Source organism: Pilibacter termitis, assembly GCF_900167335.1.
In the GTDB taxonomy this organism is placed as follows: domain Bacteria; phylum Bacillota; class Bacilli; order Lactobacillales; family Streptococcaceae; genus Pilibacter; species Pilibacter termitis.
In genome coordinates this window covers 83,469-103,380 of sequence record NZ_FUXI01000002.1, presented here as the reverse complement: position 1 = coordinate 103,380, position 19,912 = coordinate 83,469, and the positions used below count along the sequence as shown (strand labels likewise).

Annotated in this window: 20 protein-coding genes; 5 read left to right on the top strand and 15 right to left on the bottom strand. The window is 37.9% G+C overall.

The features are described from left to right. Positions 1-30: 30 nt before the first annotated feature. The 10 genes from B5D30_RS13385 to lanM form a co-directional block, all read right to left on the bottom strand. The gene (locus tag B5D30_RS13385; protein WP_159443160.1) at positions 31-204 is read right to left on the bottom strand and encodes a hypothetical protein; all 174 of its coding nucleotides are present in this window, start codon (positions 202-204) and stop codon (positions 31-33) included. Between the two features lie 90 nt (positions 205-294). Next, positions 295-465: a lichenicidin A2 family type 2 lantibiotic gene (locus B5D30_RS01240; protein WP_078806213.1), complete on the bottom strand. Its 171-nt coding sequence runs from the start codon at positions 463-465 to the stop codon at positions 295-297. Between the two features lie 14 nt (positions 466-479). Next, positions 480-1,232, bottom strand: coding sequence for an ABC transporter permease (locus tag B5D30_RS01235; RefSeq protein WP_078806212.1), 753 nt, complete (start codon positions 1,230-1,232; stop codon positions 480-482). Further along, positions 1,229-2,077: an ABC transporter ATP-binding protein gene (locus B5D30_RS01230; RefSeq protein WP_078806211.1), complete on the bottom strand. Its 849-nt coding sequence runs from the start codon at positions 2,075-2,077 to the stop codon at positions 1,229-1,231. Before B5D30_RS01230 ends, B5D30_RS01235 begins: the two co-directional genes overlap by 4 nt. A gap of 96 nt (positions 2,078-2,173) precedes the next feature. Then, complete coding sequence (locus B5D30_RS14030) at positions 2,174-2,686, bottom strand: mersacidin family lantibiotic (protein ID WP_234984592.1); 513 nt, start codon at positions 2,684-2,686, stop codon at positions 2,174-2,176. Between the two features lie 29 nt (positions 2,687-2,715). Then, positions 2,716-2,979, bottom strand: a complete 264-nt coding sequence (locus B5D30_RS01220) for a hypothetical protein (RefSeq protein ID WP_078806210.1) — start codon at positions 2,977-2,979, stop codon at positions 2,716-2,718. 1 nt (position 2,980) lies between these two features. After that, positions 2,981-3,715: a flavodoxin family protein gene (locus tag B5D30_RS01215; protein ID WP_078806209.1), complete on the bottom strand. Its 735-nt coding sequence runs from the start codon at positions 3,713-3,715 to the stop codon at positions 2,981-2,983. Positions 3,716-3,790: 75 nt separating this feature from the next. Beyond that, a complete protein-coding gene (locus B5D30_RS14025) occupies positions 3,791-4,189 on the bottom strand; it encodes a mersacidin family lantibiotic (protein ID WP_234984591.1) in 399 nt (132 codons plus the stop codon). A 43-nt stretch (positions 4,190-4,232) separates the two neighbouring features. Next, positions 4,233-4,439, bottom strand: coding sequence for a mersacidin family lantibiotic (locus B5D30_RS01205; RefSeq protein WP_078806208.1), 207 nt, complete (start codon positions 4,437-4,439; stop codon positions 4,233-4,235). A 142-nt stretch (positions 4,440-4,581) separates the two neighbouring features. After that, on the bottom strand, positions 4,582-7,599 hold the full coding sequence (lanM, locus tag B5D30_RS01200) for a type 2 lanthipeptide synthetase LanM (protein WP_078806207.1): 3,018 nt from the start codon (positions 7,597-7,599) through the stop codon (positions 4,582-4,584). A gap of 967 nt (positions 7,600-8,566) precedes the next feature. Here lanM and B5D30_RS01195 point away from each other — a divergent pair. The 5 genes from B5D30_RS01195 to B5D30_RS01180 are packed head-to-tail and all read left to right on the top strand — an operon-like array spanning position 8,567 to position 11,741. Then, positions 8,567-8,911, top strand: a complete 345-nt coding sequence (locus tag B5D30_RS01195; RefSeq protein WP_078806206.1) for a LytR/AlgR family response regulator transcription factor — start codon at positions 8,567-8,569, stop codon at positions 8,909-8,911. Between the two features lie 10 nt (positions 8,912-8,921). Further along, complete coding sequence (locus tag B5D30_RS01190; RefSeq protein WP_078806205.1) at positions 8,922-9,518, top strand: accessory gene regulator AgrB; 597 nt, start codon at positions 8,922-8,924, stop codon at positions 9,516-9,518. Continuing rightward, positions 9,502-9,654: a hypothetical protein gene (locus tag B5D30_RS13380; RefSeq protein ID WP_159443159.1), complete on the top strand. Its 153-nt coding sequence runs from the start codon at positions 9,502-9,504 to the stop codon at positions 9,652-9,654. The genes B5D30_RS01190 and B5D30_RS13380 overlap by 17 nt, the downstream gene beginning before the upstream one ends. Next, the gene (locus tag B5D30_RS01185) at positions 9,647-10,963 is read left to right on the top strand and encodes a GHKL domain-containing protein (RefSeq protein WP_078806204.1); all 1,317 of its coding nucleotides are present in this window, start codon (positions 9,647-9,649) and stop codon (positions 10,961-10,963) included. Before B5D30_RS13380 ends, B5D30_RS01185 begins: the two co-directional genes overlap by 8 nt. Before the next feature lie 19 nt (positions 10,964-10,982). Further along, positions 10,983-11,741 (top strand): LytR/AlgR family response regulator transcription factor, encoded by a 759-nt coding sequence (locus B5D30_RS01180; RefSeq protein WP_159443158.1) that lies wholly within the window; start codon positions 10,983-10,985, stop codon positions 11,739-11,741. Between the two features lie 142 nt (positions 11,742-11,883). On the opposite strand, the gene B5D30_RS01175 is transcribed toward B5D30_RS01180, so the two are convergent. From B5D30_RS01175 to B5D30_RS13055, 5 genes are all read right to left on the bottom strand, one after another. Continuing rightward, positions 11,884-13,212, bottom strand: a complete 1,329-nt coding sequence (locus B5D30_RS01175; RefSeq protein ID WP_078806202.1) for a C1 family peptidase — start codon at positions 13,210-13,212, stop codon at positions 11,884-11,886. 157 nt (positions 13,213-13,369) lie between these two features. Further along, positions 13,370-16,558, bottom strand: a complete 3,189-nt coding sequence (carB, locus tag B5D30_RS01170; protein WP_078806201.1) for a carbamoyl-phosphate synthase large subunit — start codon at positions 16,556-16,558, stop codon at positions 13,370-13,372. Positions 16,559-16,638: 80 nt separating this feature from the next. Next, a complete protein-coding gene (locus B5D30_RS01165) occupies positions 16,639-17,724 on the bottom strand; it encodes a carbamoyl phosphate synthase small subunit (RefSeq protein WP_078806200.1) in 1,086 nt (361 codons plus the stop codon). A gap of 185 nt (positions 17,725-17,909) precedes the next feature. Next, the gene (locus tag B5D30_RS01160; protein WP_078806199.1) at positions 17,910-19,202 is read right to left on the bottom strand and encodes a dihydroorotase; all 1,293 of its coding nucleotides are present in this window, start codon (positions 19,200-19,202) and stop codon (positions 17,910-17,912) included. A gap of 96 nt (positions 19,203-19,298) precedes the next feature. Beyond that, on the bottom strand, positions 19,299-19,532 hold the full coding sequence (locus tag B5D30_RS13055) for a hypothetical protein (protein WP_144399436.1): 234 nt from the start codon (positions 19,530-19,532) through the stop codon (positions 19,299-19,301). Positions 19,533-19,912: the final 380 nt, after the last annotated feature.

Sequence of the window (19,912 nt, the reverse complement as noted above, 5' to 3'; positions counted from 1 at the left end):
GTTTTTCACCTACCTTGTAAAATAATATTGTTATTTCGTTGCTTTGTCTTGCAACAATTTTGATTGAACATATTCATTTGGAATATATCGAATTTGACTATTTCCGCTACCGTACGCACTTTTCATCTCCTCGTCATTGAGCAGAGCAGCCTTGCCTAATTTAATCGGGCGAATTTCCCTTTGTTTCTTATTCACTTTAAACATTGATACTTCCTCCACTTTCTTTTTACTCAAAATCTCAAGCGGGCGATTTGTGGGGTTTACCCGCTTGAAATTTTTAAAGTCCCTTTTACATTATCGACATTTGTATTCACCTTTTGAAGTTAAAAATTCCCATAGAGAGCCGACTGTTTGAGGGTTAACGTCTCCTTGCCCTTGGACTTCTTTTAGTTCTTCTTCGGATAAATCATCAAATGTCTTGCCAACGATTTCTTCTGTCTTTTTCTTTTCGTCTTTTTTATCCATAGTTTCCTCCAAAATTAATCTTTTTCAAATCCATTTCTCTTAAATAGAAATACGAATAAGAGAACGCTTAGTATAACTGTAACAATCAGTGCGACAACCTCCATTACAGATACTTGGAGTGGTTTTCCTGTCACTACATTAACCAACGCACGATTGGCAATGCTCAAAAAGAAGAAATCGTCCACTTTTTTAATGATTTCAAATTTATCTGCAAGCATTGGAATCGCACCAAATATAGTGAAAACAGGAAATGGTAAAAATGAACCTGTTATTTGATCTTTTGCAAATAGCCCAAGTGACATACCTAAAAAAATACTCGTAAGTAAAGCAAGACTTGAAACTCCAGCAAATGCTACTATTTCTCCAACACCTACTTGCTTTGGTACGCCAAAAATTGGCAAAAAGGCAAGCTGAACCGCAAGTGTTGCAATGAGAATAGGAATTGTATTGGCGATTAAATAGTCTATTGGTCGAATACTTGAGAGCATCAAATTTCTCAAAGTATTTTTCTCTTTTTCTTCTGCAATCAGAAAAAGGGGGACACTAATCGCTCCAAGACCAAGATTGAGTATTACACCTAATCCAGCTATTATTGTCATAAGGTCTTCTGGAACACTCCCTTTGACCATCGTTAAAATTGACATATAACCACAACCAACGATGATTAACGGAAGTAACAGCATACTAAGAGAAAAAAGATTATAAAGTATTCCTTTAAATTTAAACACACTTAACGCACGAATTTGTCTTAAACTTACTTCATTCATACCAATTCCCTCCCTGTCACTCTCAAGAATACTTTTTCGAGATTCGGCTCACTCGTATGCAAAGATTCGACTTCATTGGCACGAATCCATGCACTGAGCGTTTCCCTGTCTTCATCCGTATCATAGAGTTTTTCTTCATAGCCGTCTGTCTTAATCACTCTGAAAACACGGTCTTCATGGTATTTCAAACTTAGCTCTTTTGGTGTCCCGTACTCTGCGATTTTTCCTCTGTTTAAAAGAGCAACTTTGTTACACAATCGTGTAGCCTCTTCCATATCGTGTGTTGTTAGGAAAATCGCCATTCCTTCTTCTTGTAATTCTAATAATAGCTTGTGAATTTCAAGTGTCGTACCGGGGTCAAGACCGCTTGTCGGCTCATCTAAAAAGAGAATTTTCGGTTTGTGCATTAAAGCACGAACTAAAACCAAGCGTTGTTTTTGCCCACGTGAGAGTTTTTCCGCTTTTTTATCTTTATGTGCAGACAAGCCAACTCTCTCTAATAATTCCGTTATGACACGTTTATCCACACCTAATAAATCGGCATAGAGTTTCATATTTCCCCAAACAGTCACTTTTTCGTAAACACCTGAATTGTCTGAGACAATCCCTACTTCACGATAAATATCGTGCGTTATTTTACTTGTATCTCTTCCGAGCAATTCGGCTGTACCGTTGGTTTGTTTGAGCTGACCTGTGATAATCTTAATCGTTGTCGTTTTTCCTGCACCACTTGGACCTAGAAAACCGATGATTTCACCTTTTTTTATCTCTAGGTTAATGCCGTCTAACGCATTATAATCACCAAACGATTTTGAGATATTCGTCAATTTTAGCCTTGTTTCCATTTTCTGCCCCTCCTTTTTCTGTATGTGAACGCAAGATACGCTCACATACAGAAAAATTATTCTTTCTCAAATTTGTTAAGGATTTTAGAAGTATCCTTAACATTTTTTCGCTTTACTAATTACTATTCCAAACGAAATTCCAACTGTTACACAAATTGGTGTCGTTTCAACATTCACATCACCTGCTCCTTGTAGAGACATCATTTCTTCTTCGCTTAGAGATTCAAAATTCCCTCCAACGACTGAATCATGTAGAGCTTTTTCTATTTTGTTCGTTAGTCGGTTATACTTCGCTGGATTTTCCTTGCGAAATTCTTCCAATTCTTCTAACGTAGAAAACTCTAAATTAAATTCTTGTTTAATTGCCTCCGACAAGTTTAAAAATTTTTGTCTGTCAAATCTGCTACTCATACTCTTGTTTTCCTTCGTTTTCTTTTTATCTACCTCTTTAATTTTTGAAAAACTTAATCCCACACTACCAATGAAAGTTGTAGCAACTGCTAAGAGAAATTCCCATGTTTGTATCAACACTCGCCAGCCTACGACCGCTATTGCGACAATGAGCCAAACAAGAAAAAGGATGATTATTGGATTTTTAGATCGTTTCATCGAAATCTCTCCCGTCTTGTTGCACTTCATTATAAGAATAGCTGTACAATCGTGAAAGTCGCCCATACACAAAATAGAATAGAGTTAATGTTAATAACAGTTCTCAAACCTTTCCCTATTTCTTTTTGTTTGTAATTACTCAACAAAACAAACGATAGGAGTAATAAAAAATCCATATTCTCAACTCCTCTTCCATTGTTTTGAAGAGTCGACCACATCACACCTACAAAGGCTACATCAAACAAAATGGTCATGATAATCATAAAAAATTTATCTTGCGTTGTTACACTCATCTTACACACCTCCTTGAGAAAATACTCTACTTGATAGATATTCTTTAAATGTATTGCACTCTAGCATACCTGTTTCCTGCCAGTATTCCAATTCTCCACTTTTTATTCCAAATTCTTGTATAAGTTCTTTTTGCTCTAACATTGATTGTTTGATTGCAGAAAACGTTGCCTCTAAAAATTCATTTGATTGAGGAACAAGTTTGCTAAATGCAATCATTCTTTTTTGTATTTCCGTACTCACTTCTTCTAACCACAGTTCATTCTCTAATTGGTTGGGGAATTGACTGCCATTACAAGTGGCAATTACATTCCCCCCCATCCAATTCATTATTTTACTAAGTGGTTCAATCACACTTTTGTGTCCATTTGAATTGCAAGTGCTTAGAACGACTACGGGTTTCCCTTGAAGTCTAAGTGTATGAGCCCACCATGAACATCTATCTAAGATTAATTTCAAGTCTGCTGTCATATAGTGCAAATAGACAGGCGAAGAAATAACAAATATATCCGAAGATAATATTTTCTCTTGGAGTATTTCCAGATCATCTTTCACTACACACTTAGCTTTTTTAAAACAAGTATGACAACCTGTGCAATGAGAAAGCTGAAACTCCTGTGGAAAAAGATATTCTATTTCAAACTCGTCTTTAGGCAATTTATTTAAAATCGTTTTGACAAATGTTGCTGTATTGCCTTTTTTCTGCCTACTCCCTATTAATGCTACTACTTTTTTCATACACTTATACCTTACAACTTTCTTAAAGCAAAGGGGGAAAAGTGAGAAATCCAAGCATTTCCCCCTTTTGCCAAATTAACATCTAAAGAATGAAAGAATCGCAGAACCTACTGCTGATATACCTCCAGCACATATTCCAGATGAAGTTGTAATCGTTGTTGGAGTGATTTCTACATCTACGTCTCCTGCACCTTGAAGTATCATCATATCTTCCATCGATAACTCCTCAAATGATTGTCCTGAAACTGAGTTTATATCAATTTTTGAAAGGTTATTGACAATTTTTGCTAAATCAATTTCCTTAACCATTTCATCTAATTGTTCTTCAGAAATGTTAGGAGTGCTTTCCCTCAAAATTGGTTTTAAATCAATTCCTTGAAGAATAACTTCTAAACTCTTTCCACTTTCTTTTTCCTTTTTGATTGTTTCCAAATCTAGTGATTCAATAATTTTTTCAGCATTAACGTTTTGCATAATTTTTTTCTCCTTATTCTTTAATTATTTTTTCTTAGATAAATCAGCATTTCTTTTTAATTGTTCTCACAACCTGAATAGCACCACATGCAGTCGCAAAAACAGCACATACAGTTGTAGTTTCCGTATTTACATCTCCGGCACCTTGCACTTCGTTCATTTCAGAAAGTGACATATCTTCAAACGCTGCACCTACTACTTTTGTTTCTTTTGGTTCTTCTGTTTTTTCTACTTCTTTTTTGTTAGTCATAAGTTTTTCCTCCATTTTTTAATTTAATTTGTTTTTTAATGTTCTTATGTCCTCACTCGCTACCAAAGGCAGCTAATGTTTCGATAAGCAGTAAATTTCACTCATTACTCGCACTTCCTTTCTTCTCGTTTCACCCCGCCTTCTATGCAAGAGTTAAAATAGACGGAATATTTTTGTTTTCTGCTTTTAACATTCCCATTCCTATCCCTGTAATGCCTGTCATTAAGCCAAGCATTGGCTGAGAATTATGTGACGGTATATTCACACCTTTTTGGAACATTTCCTCTAGCAATGAATACATTTTTTCATTCACTTTCTCGCTGAGTTCATCAGGTAGAAAATCACTTTCGCTTACTTCTTTTAGAAATAGATAATTTCCTATGTTACCATGGCAAATGCCTGAGTCTTTTCTACTGAAGGAAAGGACATCTTTTAGGCAATGAAGAAAATCTTCTTTCACTTGATTGTCTGCAAAACCATTTTGCAAAAGCCATAATCTGCTCAAACCTATGCCGTTCGTTCCGTGACACCATTGTGAGCGGACATTTTTTTCTGGTCGCAAATCTTCCCAATTTTCCCCATTGAAATGTTGATTTTCCTTGGCAAGATAATTTTTGACACGTGAGAGATATTCCGCTTTCCCTGTTGCCAGATAGAGCGAATAACTCGCATAGATGACACCCGCATAGCCATGTGAAAAACCGCATAAACTGATTTTTCCTCGATTTAATTGCTCGGCTAATTTTTCAGCTTTGAGCAAAAACAGCTCTTTCTTTGTCAAGTGGTAAAAATCAAGCAACACCTGAATAAAACCACTCACCCCCGTCAACCAATCTTCTTCCTGTTTTTCGCCAATTTCCTCCTCCAAGTTTTCTAGTAACTTTTCAGTGAAATTCAAATCTTCCGTTTTGTTTTCTAATTTGTATTTTTGCAACAATGGATAGAGAATAGAGTATTTCCCATGATACACGCTCAATTGCTGAGTTTTTTTCGTTTTCTTAGGCAACTGAAACAGCGTTTTCTCCAGAGCATTTTTCAATTCTTCCATTTTTTCATTTGGATAGTACTTCACATAGTAGAGAGTAAATAGATAGATTCCGCTTAATCCGTCATAAAACTCTGCGTTCAGTGCCGTGTAATCCAGCGTTTCGTCTGGCTCATAGAAAAAATCTTCAAACGTGACAAGTTCTTTTTTCTCGTCATACTTCGCTCGTAGTAATAACGTTTCTGCAACTTTGTGAAGAACTTCTTCTGTATTTTTCCCTAGTGCTATCGTCTCTTCTTTTAGTTCAAATATCCCCAATGAAAGTTCCAAACGTAATTTTTGATACTCATATTCCTGCTCGTCAAAGTTCAAAATCACTTCTCTCACACGCTCAATCGCTGTACGCTCATAATAATTTTTCAACACTTCTCCGTCACTCGTAATCAAATCTCGTGAGGACGTGTTATTGTAAAAAATCGGAATGTCATTCACCAATAAATCTTTGATTTCTGGCAAAATAGAGGTTTTATTTTTGTAATTAAACGCCCAGAGATTTTCAAAAAGTTTTTCACGTTCGATATAATTTTTCATACACTGTGGGTGATAACCATACCCTAGCATATCCGCATATTTTTGCGTTGTCTTAATCACATTTCGCACCATGACATTTTCAAAAATCTTCTCCATTGCCACAGTCACTTCTAACGTGTGTGTCAAGAAATACGTGCAAATTTCAGAAAAACCTGCGATAACTTCCGAATTGTACTCTTTCGCCTCCACTTCCTCGCCATTTAATACAGGGATATTGTTTGCCCCTTCCATTTCATGCTCAATATAATCAAAGCGAACCTCATCTGTATTGACCTCTACAAGAGAAAGAGCTTTGTAAGGAAGTTTTTGTTTTTTACCGTCAAACGCACTCAATCTTAATCCTTTGTTTTCCCCTTCTACTAGCGGTTCAATTCGATTTTCTTGGAATTTCATTGGCAACAATCCACTCGCTAGTACCGATGTATATTTACGAATACTCAATTCAGCAAATGGATTGTTTTGTTGTGCCAAAGGAGTGTCATTTTGAATAAATGTTTCAATATCAATCAAAACAGGAAATTCGCCATGTGCAACCAAGTTTTCATAGTGAAAATCATTGCCACACAATAGATAAGCGAGTGCGACATATTCCCCAAAACGGTGATAGAAATTTTTCACTTCTTCTTCATTGTGACATTCTTTTTTCTCAACAAATTCCTCAATACAGAAGTTTTTCTTGTATATTCGCTGAATTTGATAATACTGCTTGCCTGTCTGATTTTCCAAATAAGAGAGAAATTGATTAAATCGCTCACCAATTTCTAAGTTTTTATACTTGAACACAAACTTCTTGTCGTTGAGTTGAAAGAGAATGACCGTTTTTCCTTTTCCGTGGCTGTCGCCTGCACCAAGTGAAAGTTCATGCAATTGATACGGAGGAGTGCAGTCAAACTTATAAGCAAACTCTGGCAACACCTCTTCAATACCTTGAACGAAAAGACAATAGTTTTCAATATGAAACAGCACTCTTTCCGTTAACAAGCGGAACAACACGGGATATTCCTCATAAAACTTCACGATAGACGTTTGTTTTTCAAATCTTTGTTTCATATAATAGACAAATCGCTCTGAGGGTGTTTCACCTTCAAAAGAGGAAACTCGCTTTTGCTCGTGCAAGTCGAAAACGAGTGTTTTTGCTGAAATCTGTACCAATTCTTCTCCCAAATGCAAGAGAAACGGCTCAATGGTAGAGATTGTAAACTGCTGAGGTTCAATTTTTTCTATTTCCCTTTTAAAATAATAGAGAAACGGACGAATGGCATAAGAAAAATCAATGTTCTCATGTTGAGTGGCTATTTCTTTTTCTTGTAAAATCTCTTGCCCTTTTTGATACCATGTATATTCTTTGACTTCCCTCTCCAAATGTTCTACGTCTTTTTCGGTGAGCGATTTAATGCCAAGATTAAACGTTTCTCGGTTGATTCCTTTTTCTTCTAGTGAAAAATTGAAAAATTCTTCCGTGCAAAGAGATTTCCTCGCAAGCCATTTCGTCAAATTATCTTCCATTTCTTCTGTTGCATACAGCTTATCAAAAACAGGGATTCTCTCTTGAATTGCTGTTGCATAAGCAAAATTTGTTTTCATCGCTACCTCCTTCTATATTTCACTTTTTTCTACATTCTATCAAGCGATTTTCAAGAAAAATAGTGCTAAGTCATAAATTGTTCTCTTTCACTCCTAAATTGTCCTTTTTTATTCTTCATGAGTGGTTCTTCTCCGTTTAGGAAATAGAGAGTAATTTTTTAGAACACCGTTCTTGCCTTTCTTTGTCTAGCTGCGAGGGGCAGGTGTTGGGTCGCTGTTCTACTTCAATATACCAAGCAAACTCTAAGAAAAATAGACCCAAGTCATAAATTGTTCTCTTTCACTCCTAAATTGTCCTTTTTTATTCTTCGTGAGTGGTTCTTCTCCGTTTAGGAAATAGGGTGGATTTTTTCACGCACTTCTTTGCTTTCCTAATTCAATATAACAAGAATATACCAAGCAAACTCTAAGAAAAATAGACCTAAGTCATAAATTGCTCTCTTTCACTCCTAAATTGTCCTTTTTTATTCTTCGTGAGTGGTTCTTCTCCGTTTAGGAAATAGAGAGTAATTTTTTAGAACACCGTTCTTGCCTTTCTTTGTCTAGCTACGAGGGGCAGAAGTTTAGCAACTGTTCGCAGTGTCGCTCGAAACTTCGTTTCGATGCTAGTCTTTCAAGAATCTTTGATTCTTAGAAAGACTGTATGCGAAACGAAGTGTAGCAGTAAATAAACGACACGGCTCACTGTTGCAAACTTCAGAACGCCCCGCTCGCTTTTCTACTTCAATATACCAAGCAAACTCTAAGAAAAATAGACCTAAGTCATAAATTGTTCTCTTTCACTCCTAAATTGTCCTTTTTTGTTTTTCATGAGTGATTCTTCTCCGTTTATGAGTGGTGAGGCGAAAAATGGTCTTTTTATGAGTGAATAGTAACCGTTTAGGAAATAAGGTCGCATTTTCTTTCATTGTCTTGCATAATAGATAGTAGAAATAAAAATAGAAATGAAAGAAGGAAGGAAAACACAATGGAAGAAAATAAATTTGTTTTTAAATCTCAAGGAAATTTTTATAGTATTGACGTGGGGGAAATTTTGTTCTTTCGCACGATAAAAAATCATGTCGTGGAAGTTGTGACCTCAGATAAAACATATCAAATCTACGGAACGCTGGCACACATCAACGCCGTAACACCTGAATATTTTTTTGTTAGTCATCGTTCGTGTATTGTCAATCTTAAAAAAGTATATTCCGTAGATACTCATAAAAACATCATTTTGTTTTCAGAAAAACCAAAAGAATTTTGTAAAGTATCAAGAAGTAACAAAAAACACTTGATTAAACAATTACAATTAGGCTATAATTTAAAGTAGGAGTAAGGATATGATTCATCAATTAAGTATGGAAATTTTAGAAAAACTTCAAATTAAAAAACAAGTAACCGAACGAGAATACCTTTACGTTGCATATTTCGTAGAAAGCTGGTTGTTGGATTTATCCAAGACTTTGCTTGTGTATGGAGTGGCTTTTTTCGTCGGTTGCGTAAGTGAAACATTTTTTATGCACCTTGCGTATGTAATCGTGCGTCGTTCTGCTGGCGGTTGGCACGCTGCTACTTCTATTCATTGCTCACTTTTTAGTATCAGCTGCTTTGTGGGCATACCTTTTTTGATAAAAATGTTTCAGCTTAGCTTAATCAAGGGATTTTATTTTCCAGTAAGTCTCGTCATTTTTGTGATTACGTTTTTGTATGCTCCTGCGGATACAGAGAAAAATCCTTTACTTGACGTTGCGGACAGGAAAAAGAAAAGGGTTGCAAGTGTTGTGAAAGTGTGTGTTCTCTTACTTATCACTTCACAATTGCCTGCCACCATACAACTTTTGACATTTGCAGGTTTACTTGTCGAATGTCTGATGATTGCACCATTTATTTATAATTTAACGAAAGAGGGGTATCGTAATTATGAACGGTATGAATGAGAAAAAAGAAGAAAAAAGACCAATTTGGTTGAAGATGTTGGTGAAACAAGCCCATGATAATAAAGGTCCTTGTCGAGTGATGGGTATGTACGAGCTGAGACACCCAAAAACACTCGAGGTGAAGAAAGATGAATGAAGTCTTAATGATGCTTATTGCTATCCCAGTTGAAACCGCTCTTTATCTACTAATTTATCAGACCATTTCAAGTTATCGTGTAAAATGGTTGGACTTTTTAGGATCTAGTTTCTTATTATTTAGCGGTTCCTATCTCTTTCAGAACTTTATCGTTTTGCTTTTTGTAGCTTTAATGTACGCTGTTACGCGAAAAAGATACCCTGAGGACAATAAACAATTACAATTTTTATATTGTATCTACACGTATCTTTATCTGGCTTTATTTGCTTATCCTATGCAACTACTCCTTTGGTATGCATCTGGAGAAAGCGATATAATAAGTTGTCTTGGCATTTTGTTCCACTCGCCTCTTCTTTATGGAGTGAATTACTGGATAATGAAAAAAGTAGGATTTTCACGTCTCAATTTTCTAAAAAAACATATTGATCTGTTTAGCCAAAAACAGCTGTTGGTCGTGAATATCATTTTTTCACTACTTTTCTTTGCACAAATTTCTAGTTATGTGATAGAAAATAATTTCTTTCCAAATGGCTCACCCATTAGAATGTTTACCATTCCGACATTTATTTTGGTCGCAAGCATTTGTATCGTGGTGTTAAATTTCAAAATAAAAGAGTTAAATGGAAACCTTTTACGTGATATGAGCGAAAGACAAATACGAGAGCTGAGTGTTTACGTGAAAGAAGTCGAAAATTTATACAATGAAGTACGCAGTTTTCGCCACGACTATAAAAACACGTTGATCAGCATGAATGAAGTAGTAAAATCAAAAGATGTAGAGAAGATCCAAAAATATTATCACGAAATTTTGCACAAGCAAGGTCTCGCTTTGGAGAATAAGAAATACTACATTGCAAAACTTGAAAACATGGAGTTTTTGCCACTCAAGAGCTTACTCATGGCTACTATCTCTAAGGCACAAAAACAAGGGGTACACGTCATGATAGAAGTGGAGATGAGAATTACTCACGTGTATATGCCAGCCCTTGACTTTATCCGAGTTTGCTCTGTTTTACTCGATAACGCACGGGAGGCGGCGGCTGAGAGCGAGGAGAAACTCGTACACATTGCGATTTTCATCTATGAAGATGCACTACAATTTCATGTGAAAAATTCTTACAAAGGGAAACCAATAAAAGTAAGTGAAGTGATGAAATTAGGCTATACAACAAAAGGACCAAACCGTGGTTCAGGCTTAACAATCGTCGAAAACATTATGAAAAATTACTTTCATATTCAACTAGGAACGAAATGTTCTCAGAAAGAGTTTATTCAACAATTATCAATCAGGAAAAATGACAATTTTTAAAAAACAGGAGGGAAAAACAATGAATATTTACATTTTAGAAGATGACTTTATCCTACTAAAAAAAATAGAGCGATTTGTAAGAGAAATCGTAAGAGAAAACCAATGGTTGCCTAAAGCAATCGTGGATACTACTAGACCTGAGGAGATTATCCAGCGTCTCCAAAATGCCCCGGGACCTCACGTTTATTTGTTAGACATTGAGATTAAAGGTTATGAAAAAAGCGGACTAGAATTAGCAGAGGAAATTCGCAAACGTGATGTTTATGGTACGATTAGTTTTATTTCTTCACATGTAGAATTTGCTTCGATTACTTATCAATATCGTGTGGAGGCTTACGACTTTATTGACAAAAGTTTAGAAGATGACAAATTAAAAGAACGTGTTCGCCAGACGATTGAGCGACAATTTCGTTATGAAGATGAAGAGGACACCTCAGGTATTTTCCATTTTTCAACAAAATACTCAGACGTGAAACTACCGATACGTGACATTATCTATTTTGAAACTGCAAACATTCCACATAAAGTAAAACTTGTACGCAAAGAAAACGCCGTAGATTATTTTTATAGCTCTCTTTCTGAAGTGAACAAAAAGAATGAATATTTATATCTCTGCCACCGTTCTTTCATTGTCAACGTATTAAACGTCGAACGAATCAAACACGTAAAAAAAGATTATTACGCCATAATGAGCGACGGCAACGTCATACCAATTGCGAGAAGTAGAGTAAAAGAATTAATTCAAAGAGTGGGCTTTTTAAGAGATAAAAAACAATAATATTAGGAGGGAACTGCGGGAGTTGTGGTTCCTGTTTTTTGGGTGGGGAGGGGAACTGTATTCTCAAAAAAAACACAACACACCCCCAAAGCCAGAGAAAACTTCTAACCCTAGGAGTGTATTTATATCTACCTCTAAATTTTTAATTCGCCAAAGAACCCATTGGATCCCACGGTGCTAAAACGATTGGCTCTGCGTCAAATGCTTTTAACTGCTCCTCACTTAGAAAACTACGTCTTACAACAATTTGGTAAGTGAACTCGTCCATCCATTTATCGCTTGCAACGAAAAATCCTTTTTCACCGACCTCTTTGCCCCAACTGTTTTCTACTTTCCACTTGGTTGTCTCGCCGTCTACCACATTGACCCCTGTCAATACCATTGCGTGTGTCATCAAAGATTCTCCGTAGTCCAAACGTTCTGCTTTGTTCATCTCCACTTCAAGTTCAAACAAGCCGTCAATGTCATAAATTCCTGTTGCCATAATGCCAGACTTTCTATCGCTACTTTGACCGACATCACAACCAAACCAAACAGTTTCGCCACTTTCAAGCTGACGAGTAGCAAGACGTTTAAATTCTTTCATGTCAACATTTAAATATTTCACCTGTTTGCCACCGACAACATTGCCAAGCATTTCAACGGTGTAACTCTTATTGTATGGCTTATCTTTTGTTGGTGCGTTGATAATGGAAACATATTCACCTAAATCCACTCCAACAAATTTCTCGTAAAATGATTTTGGTGTCATATTGCGTTCGATGAAATACTCGTTATCCTCGTTACGATATTCAAAATCAAACACTTCTGGAGGATTGCCTAAAGAAATACTCAAGAAACGATAAATTTCATCTAATAACTCAGCTTTTTTCGCTTGAATTTCTTCTGTTGATTTATTCTCCTCAATCAATGTGCGTAGTACTAAAGCACCTTTTCTAAGCAATTTATTCAAGTATTTGTTCAATTCTGCTGAGGCACTTGATGAAGTAGACTCTGGATAAACACTTTTTGGCACTACACCATATTTTTCAATAAGGCTAACAATCATATCCCATTGCCCACCGTCTTGTTGCGGTGTTTGCAAGAGAAATGCCACTTTTCTATCGGTCAATTCACTTTTCCCTGTCGCCAAAATTTGCTCAAAGAACCAGTTGCTTTTTTCATATTTATCCCAGAAAAACGTGTAACTTTGTGACAACTCAAACTCTTTTAACTTAAAGTCTTGTAGTATTTTATGGCGGAATGTGTTCAATGCTGCAAACATCCAGCAACGTCCGCTTTGTTTTTGATTGGCTACTTCTCCAGTTGGTAAATCAATTGAGAAAACTTGCGTACTTTCAGCTGAAGTTTCCCAATTTTTCGCAGTTTGATGAATCCCATTTGTTGTTACAGCATTTTCAGCAAGTCTGTTTTTCGCACATTTTTTGTACGTGCTTTTTGATGTTTCAATCATTTCTTTTGTGATTTTCATAGTAGTCTCCTTGTTGTTTTTCATGAATTACATACTTATGATAGTCCTTTTCTTACTTGAGTGCAAATAAATGAAATATGTATTTTTTCAGTTCTTTGTCTTTTTTTCACCTAAATCAAAAAGAGATTGGAACAGTTTTGCACCAATCTCTATTTTTTTAAATCGCCTGCGTGCTAAATGCACGACTTTCTAGCACTTTCAAAATTGCTTCTGCTGTATCTAATGCTGTGAAAAGTGGCACTCCGTGTTCTACTGCATCACGACGGATAGTCACTCCTGCTGCTTGTGTATTGCCTCGATTTCGCCCGACAGTATCAATTACCGCCTGCACTTCACCTTGTCTAATAAGGTCTAAAATCGTTCTGTTTTCGTTGCTTTCTTGACCGATTTTATCCACTTCGCACACGTACAATCCAGCTTCTCTAAAGACTTTCGCTGTTCCTTTCGTTGCGTAAAGTCCATAGCCTATTTCGGCAAAACGTTTTGCTAATGCTAGGGTTTCCGCTTTATCCTCGTCCGCTACTGTAAAGACAATATTGCCGTAATTTGCCATATGCAACCCACTCGCCTCAAATGCTTTGTAAAGTGCTTTTTCAAGTGAAACATCACTTCCCATTACTTCACCTGTGGATTTCATTTCTGGTCCAAGCAATGTGTCAACTTTTTGGAGCTTGGTAAATGAAAAGACAGGAGCTTTCACGTGAACAAGTTCACTTTCTGGATATAAACCGTCCTGATACCCCATTGAAGAAAGGCTTTCGCCTAATATACATTTTGTTGCCACCTGTGCCATTGGAATACCTGTAACTTTTGATAAAAACGGCACTGTACGGCTGGCACGAGGATTCACTTCGATTACATAAACTTTTTCCTCGTGAATGACAAACTGAATGTTCATCATGCCAATACAATTTAACCCTATCGCCAAGCGTTTTGTGTAGTCTGCAATGGTTTCTTTGATTTCGTTTGACAATGTTTGACTTGGGTACACTGCCATAGAATCTCCCGAGTGAACACCCGCACGCTCGATATGTTCCATAATTCCCGGGATTAATACATCTTTCCCGTCAGAAATTGCATCAACTTCACATTCACGACCGACAAGGTAGCTGTCAACGAGAACAGGGTGGTCTGGACTAGCTTTTACCGCTGTTCGCATATAATCACGCAAGTCAGATTGATTGTCCACAATCTCCATTGCACGACCACCTAGCACGTAGCTTGGACGAACGAGAACAGGGTAGCCGATTTTTTCAGCAACTGCCACCGCCTCCTCCTCACTTGTCGCTGTCGCACCGATTGGCTGAGGAATCCCAAGGTCTTTCAATGCTTTTTCAAATAGCTTTCTATCTTCTGCTCGATCCAAATCTTCAATTTGCGTACCGAGAATTTTCACACCAAGATTGGCAAGAGGTTCGGCAAGGTTAATAGCCGTCTGCCCGCCGAATTGGACGATTACACCTTTTGGTTGCTCTAGGTCAATCACGTTTAGCACGTCCTCTAATGTCAACGGTTCAAAGTAAAGTTTGTCCGAAATCGAGAAATCTGTCGAAACCGTCTCAGGATTGGAGTTCATGATGATTGCCTCATATCCCTCGTTTTGCAATGCTTTAATCGAGTGAACCGTTGCATAGTCAAATTCCACTCCTTGACCAATACGAATTGGACCACTACCAAGCACTAGAACAGATTCTTTCTCACTTTTATGTGATTCATTTTCAAATTCATACGTTGAATAGAAATAAGGTGTCGCACTTTCAAATTCAGCTGCACAAGTGTCTACCATTTTGAATACTGGAAGTATATTTGCCTCTTTACGCAGAAGTCGCACGTCTTCGCTTGTCATCTGCCAAAGCTGTGCAATTTTTTTATCTGCAAAACCATTACTTTTCGCAGTTTTCAAAATCTCCACATCTCCCTTATTCAACTCGAGTTCACGCTCTAGTTCAATAATGTGCAAGAGTTTGTCTAAGAAGAAAATGTCAATTTTGGTCAAATCTGCAATTTCTTCCACTGTAAATCCTCGGCGAATTGCCTCTGTCAAATAGAACAGGCGATCATCTTGCGGTTTCACGATTTTTGCCATGATTTGCTCGTCATTTGCACTACTCAATCCCTCAACTTCAGCGTGAGAGGTGCCAATTTCAAGCGAGCGAACAGCTTTTAACAAACTTTCTTCGATATTTCGACCAATCGCCATGACTTCTCCTGTCGCTTTCATTTGCGTGCCAAGATTGCGATCCCCTTTTTCAAATTTGTCAAATGGCCAACGTGGAATTTTTGCCACCACGTAGTCAAGTGCTGGTTCAAATTGAGCATATGTTGCATTTGTTACAGGATTTTTCATCTCATCTAAAGTTAATCCTACCGCAATTTTCGCTGCCAATTTGGCGATAGGGTAGCCTGTTGCTTTACTCGCCAATGCACTTGAACGAGAAACACGAGGGTTTACCTCAATCACGTAATAATTAAACGAATGAGGGTCAAGTGCCAACTGAACATTACAGCCTCCTTCAATTTTCAATGCACGAATAATTTTCAGCGACGCATCACGTAAAAGCTGGTATTCAACATCTGAGAGCGTCTGACTTGGAGCAAATACGATAGAGTCTCCTGTATGCACACCAACTGGGTCGAAATTTTCCATGTTACATACAACAAGAGCATTGTCCGCAGAATCCCGCATAACTTCGTATTCTATTTCTTTATACCCTGCGATAGATTTTTCAATTAAACATTGGGTTACTGGAGAAAGTTTCAACCCGTTTTCAGCAATTTCTCTCAACTCAACTTCATTGCCACACATTCCGCCACCCGTACCGCCTAGCGTAAAAGCAGGACGAACAATGACAGGGTAGCCAATTTTCTTAGCAAATTCAAGCGCCTCCTCGACGGTATGCACGATTTCACTTTCTGGAATCGGCTGGTTTAAGTCCTCCATGAGTTGTTTGAATAAATCTCTATCTTCGGCTTGGTCAATTGCAGAGAGCTTCGTACCTAAAAGTTCTATGCCTAGCTCGTCTAAAATACCTACCTTTGATAATTCCATTGCCATATTCAACCCTGTTTGCCCACCAAGCGTTGCAAGAAGAGCATCAGGACGTTCTTTTCGTAAAATGCGTGTGACAAATTCCAGAGTAATTGGTTCAATATAGACTTTGTCTGCAATTTCTTTATCGGTCATAATTGTTGCGGGATTGGAGTTGACAAGAACCACTTCATATCCTTCTTCTTTGAGCGACAAACAAGCCTGAGTGCCTGCATAGTCAAATTCTGCCGCTTGACCGATAATAATTGGGCCACTTCCGATGACCATTATTTTTTTTATGTCTGTTCTTTTTGGCATACTTCTCTCCTTATAATCATCTTTTGGATACTTATTAGATTTTCGATTTTGTTGTATGATTGTTTTTCTTCACTGAAAACCTAGTTTTTTCGACTTCGTTCAACGTTTTCCATCATTTCCATAAATTCATCAAACAAATGTTCGGCATCATGTGGTCCCGGTGCTGCATCTGGGTGGAATTGTACGGAAAATGCTGGGAAACTTCTGTGCCGTACACCCTCAACAGTGTTATCGTTCACTTCAACGTGTGTGATAATTAATTTTTCTGGGTCGCAACTTTCTGGGTCTACTGCGTAACCGTGATTTTGCGACGTGAAATCAATTCTGCCTGTGGCGATTTCTCTTACCGCATGGTTGAATCCTCTATGACCAAATTTCATTTTAAAAGTGTCTGCTCCATTTGCCAGACTAAAAAGCTGATGACCTAGACAAATACCAAAAATTGGCACTTTCCCTTGAATCCCTTGAATCATCTCGATTGCCTCTGGAACGTCTTTCGGGTCGCCCGGTCCATTGGTGAGCATGACACCGTCTGGTTGTAAATCTAAAATTGTCTGTGCCGTTGTGTTGTACGGTAAAACAGTCAAATTACAATTTCTCTTTGATAATTCTCGCAAAATGGAATGTTTCAAACCAAAGTCTACCACGACTACATTTTTCCCACTTGCTGGAGAAGGATAGGACTTTTGAGTGGACACTTGTGCCACTTGATTGGTTGGCAAAACAGTCGCTTTTAGTTGGTCGAACGCGTGTTCAAAACTATCACCTGTGCCAACAAGACTTGCTTTCATTGTCCCTACTTCACGAATTTTTTTCGTCAACGCACGTGTGTCGATGCCTGAAATTCCGGGGATTCCTTTTCTTTTTAGAAATTCGTCTAGGCTCATCTGATTTCGCCAATTACTTGCTCGTCTTGCGTGTTCTTTCACCACCACGCCTTTCGTTGTCGGTGTAATTGACTCATAATCATCACGATTGATACCATAATTTCCCACCATTGGATAAGTGAAAGTCAAAATTTGCCCGTTATACGATTGGTCTGTAATAGATTCTTGGTAGCCTGTCATACCTGTATTAAAAACGATTTCGCCTGTTACATCAATATCTGCACCGAATGCAACACCTTCAAAAATCGTTCCGTCTTCTAAAATCAATAAACGTTTCATATCTTCACCCCTTCGTGTATATTTTCTTATTCTAAACATTTTATAGTAGAAAAAGTTCATTTTCTTATTTCATTTTTCAAAATATTATTTCTTATTTTTTTATATTAACAAATACCAGATTATTTTTTCAAGAGTGTTTGTACATCTCCATTTGAAATGCACAAACGACTCTAAAAAATTCTTGGTTATTTATATTCTTCTTTCCCCCAAGCAAGTTTGCCCTCTACAAAAGTAAGTAAGGTGTCACCTTTGACTTTCCAATTGACAAATGGTGTATTTACTCCTTTTGACTCGAAGGTGTTCGGGTCAATTGTAATTTCATTTTCAATGTCAAACACTGCAATATCCGCAACATCGCCTACTTTCAGTTTCCCTGTTGGAATATCGAACAATTCAGCGGGTTTAATGCTCATAAGGTCAATTAATTTTTCGAGTGTAATAATTCCTGTTTCCACAAAGTGTGTAAACATTAACTCAAACGCATTCTCACTTCCTACAATTCCAAACGCACCCTCAGTAAATTTGCCAACTTTCTCACTTTGAGCGTGTGGGGCGTGGTCGGTAGCAATCACGTCAATTGTCCCGTCTAGCACCCCTTCAATCAAAGCCATTTGGTCTTCTTTTGCAGGAAGTGGTGGGTTCATTTTCCAAGTTGCATTGTCCTCTGGAATATCCTCGTCAGCCAAAATCAAGTGGTGCGGACAAACTTCGCACGTTACATGAATCCCTGCACGCTTAGCATCACGAATCACACGCACACTTTCTTTTGTAGAAACGTGACAAACATGATAATGTACGCCAGTACTTTCTGCAAGTAAGACATCACGAGCCACTTGTGAACTTTCGACAACTGAAAGCATTCCCGGAATCCCTAATTCTTCGCTACGTTTTCCTTTGTGCATAACACCACCAAACATAAGGCTTTCGTCTTCCACGTGTGCAACAATTGCTTTTCCGAGTTTTGCAGCCTCTTTCATTGCCAAATACATCGTTCCCGCCGTTTGCACCCCTACTCCGTCATTTGAAAAAGCAAATGCTCCAGATTCTACCATTTTTTCATAGTCAACTAGCACACCGCTACGCAAATTTTCAGTAATGGTCGCATATTGTAACACTTTTACGCTTGCATCACGCTTGATAATGTCATAAATCGCACGTACTCGCTCTGGTGTATCAGGTGTTGGGTTGAGGTTCGGCATAGCACAAACCGTTGTATAACCTCCATGAGCAGCAGCGAGACTTCCCGTTTGAATGGTTTCTTTGTATTCAAACCCGGGCTGGCGAAAATGTACGTGTAAATCTACTAATCCCGGTGTAATTAACGCACCTTTTACGTCATATACTTTTTCTACATCTGAAACCTCAGCAAGTAAATTTTTACCAATCGCTTGAATTTTTCCGTCTGTCACCAAAATATCCACTTGCTTTAACGTATTTCCTTTTTCGACAATTTTTCCATTTGTGATAATAAATTTCATTTGCTTTCCCTCTCATCTAAACGCGGGGGAATCCCCTTTTTTTGTCTAGCTACGAAGTGCTGAAGTCTGGTGGCTGTTCGCAGTGCCGCTCGAAACTTACGTTTCGAGCAAGTAAACGGCACGACTCACTACCACAGACTTCAAAACGCACTTCTCAGCTTTTCTGTGTCTAGCTGTGAGGGGCAGGGTTTTGGTCGCTGTTCGCAATGCCACCTGAAGCTCTGCTTCAGGCAAGTAAATGGCATGGCTCACTACGACAAACTCCTGAACGCCCCTCTTTGCTTTTCTGTGTCTAGCTACGAAGTGCTGAAGTCTGGCAACTGCTCTCAATGTCGCTCGAAACTTCGTTTCGATGCTAGTCTTTCAAGAATCTTTGATTCTTAGAAAGACTGTATGCGAAACGAAGTGTAGCAGTGAATAAACGACATGGTTCGCTGTTGCAGACTTCAGATCGCCCCGCTTTGCTTTTCTTTGTCTAGCTGTGAGGGGCAGGGTTTTGGTCGCTGTTCACAATGCCACTTGAAACTTACGTTTCAATGCTAGTCTTTCAAGAATCTTTGATTTTTAGAAAGACTGTATGCGAAACGAAGTGTAGTAGCAAGTAAATGGCATGGCTCACTGCGACAGACTTCTGAACGCCCCTCTTTGCTTTTCTGTGTCTAGCTGTGAGGGGCAGGAGGTTGGCAACTGTTCACAACAACGCTCGAAAC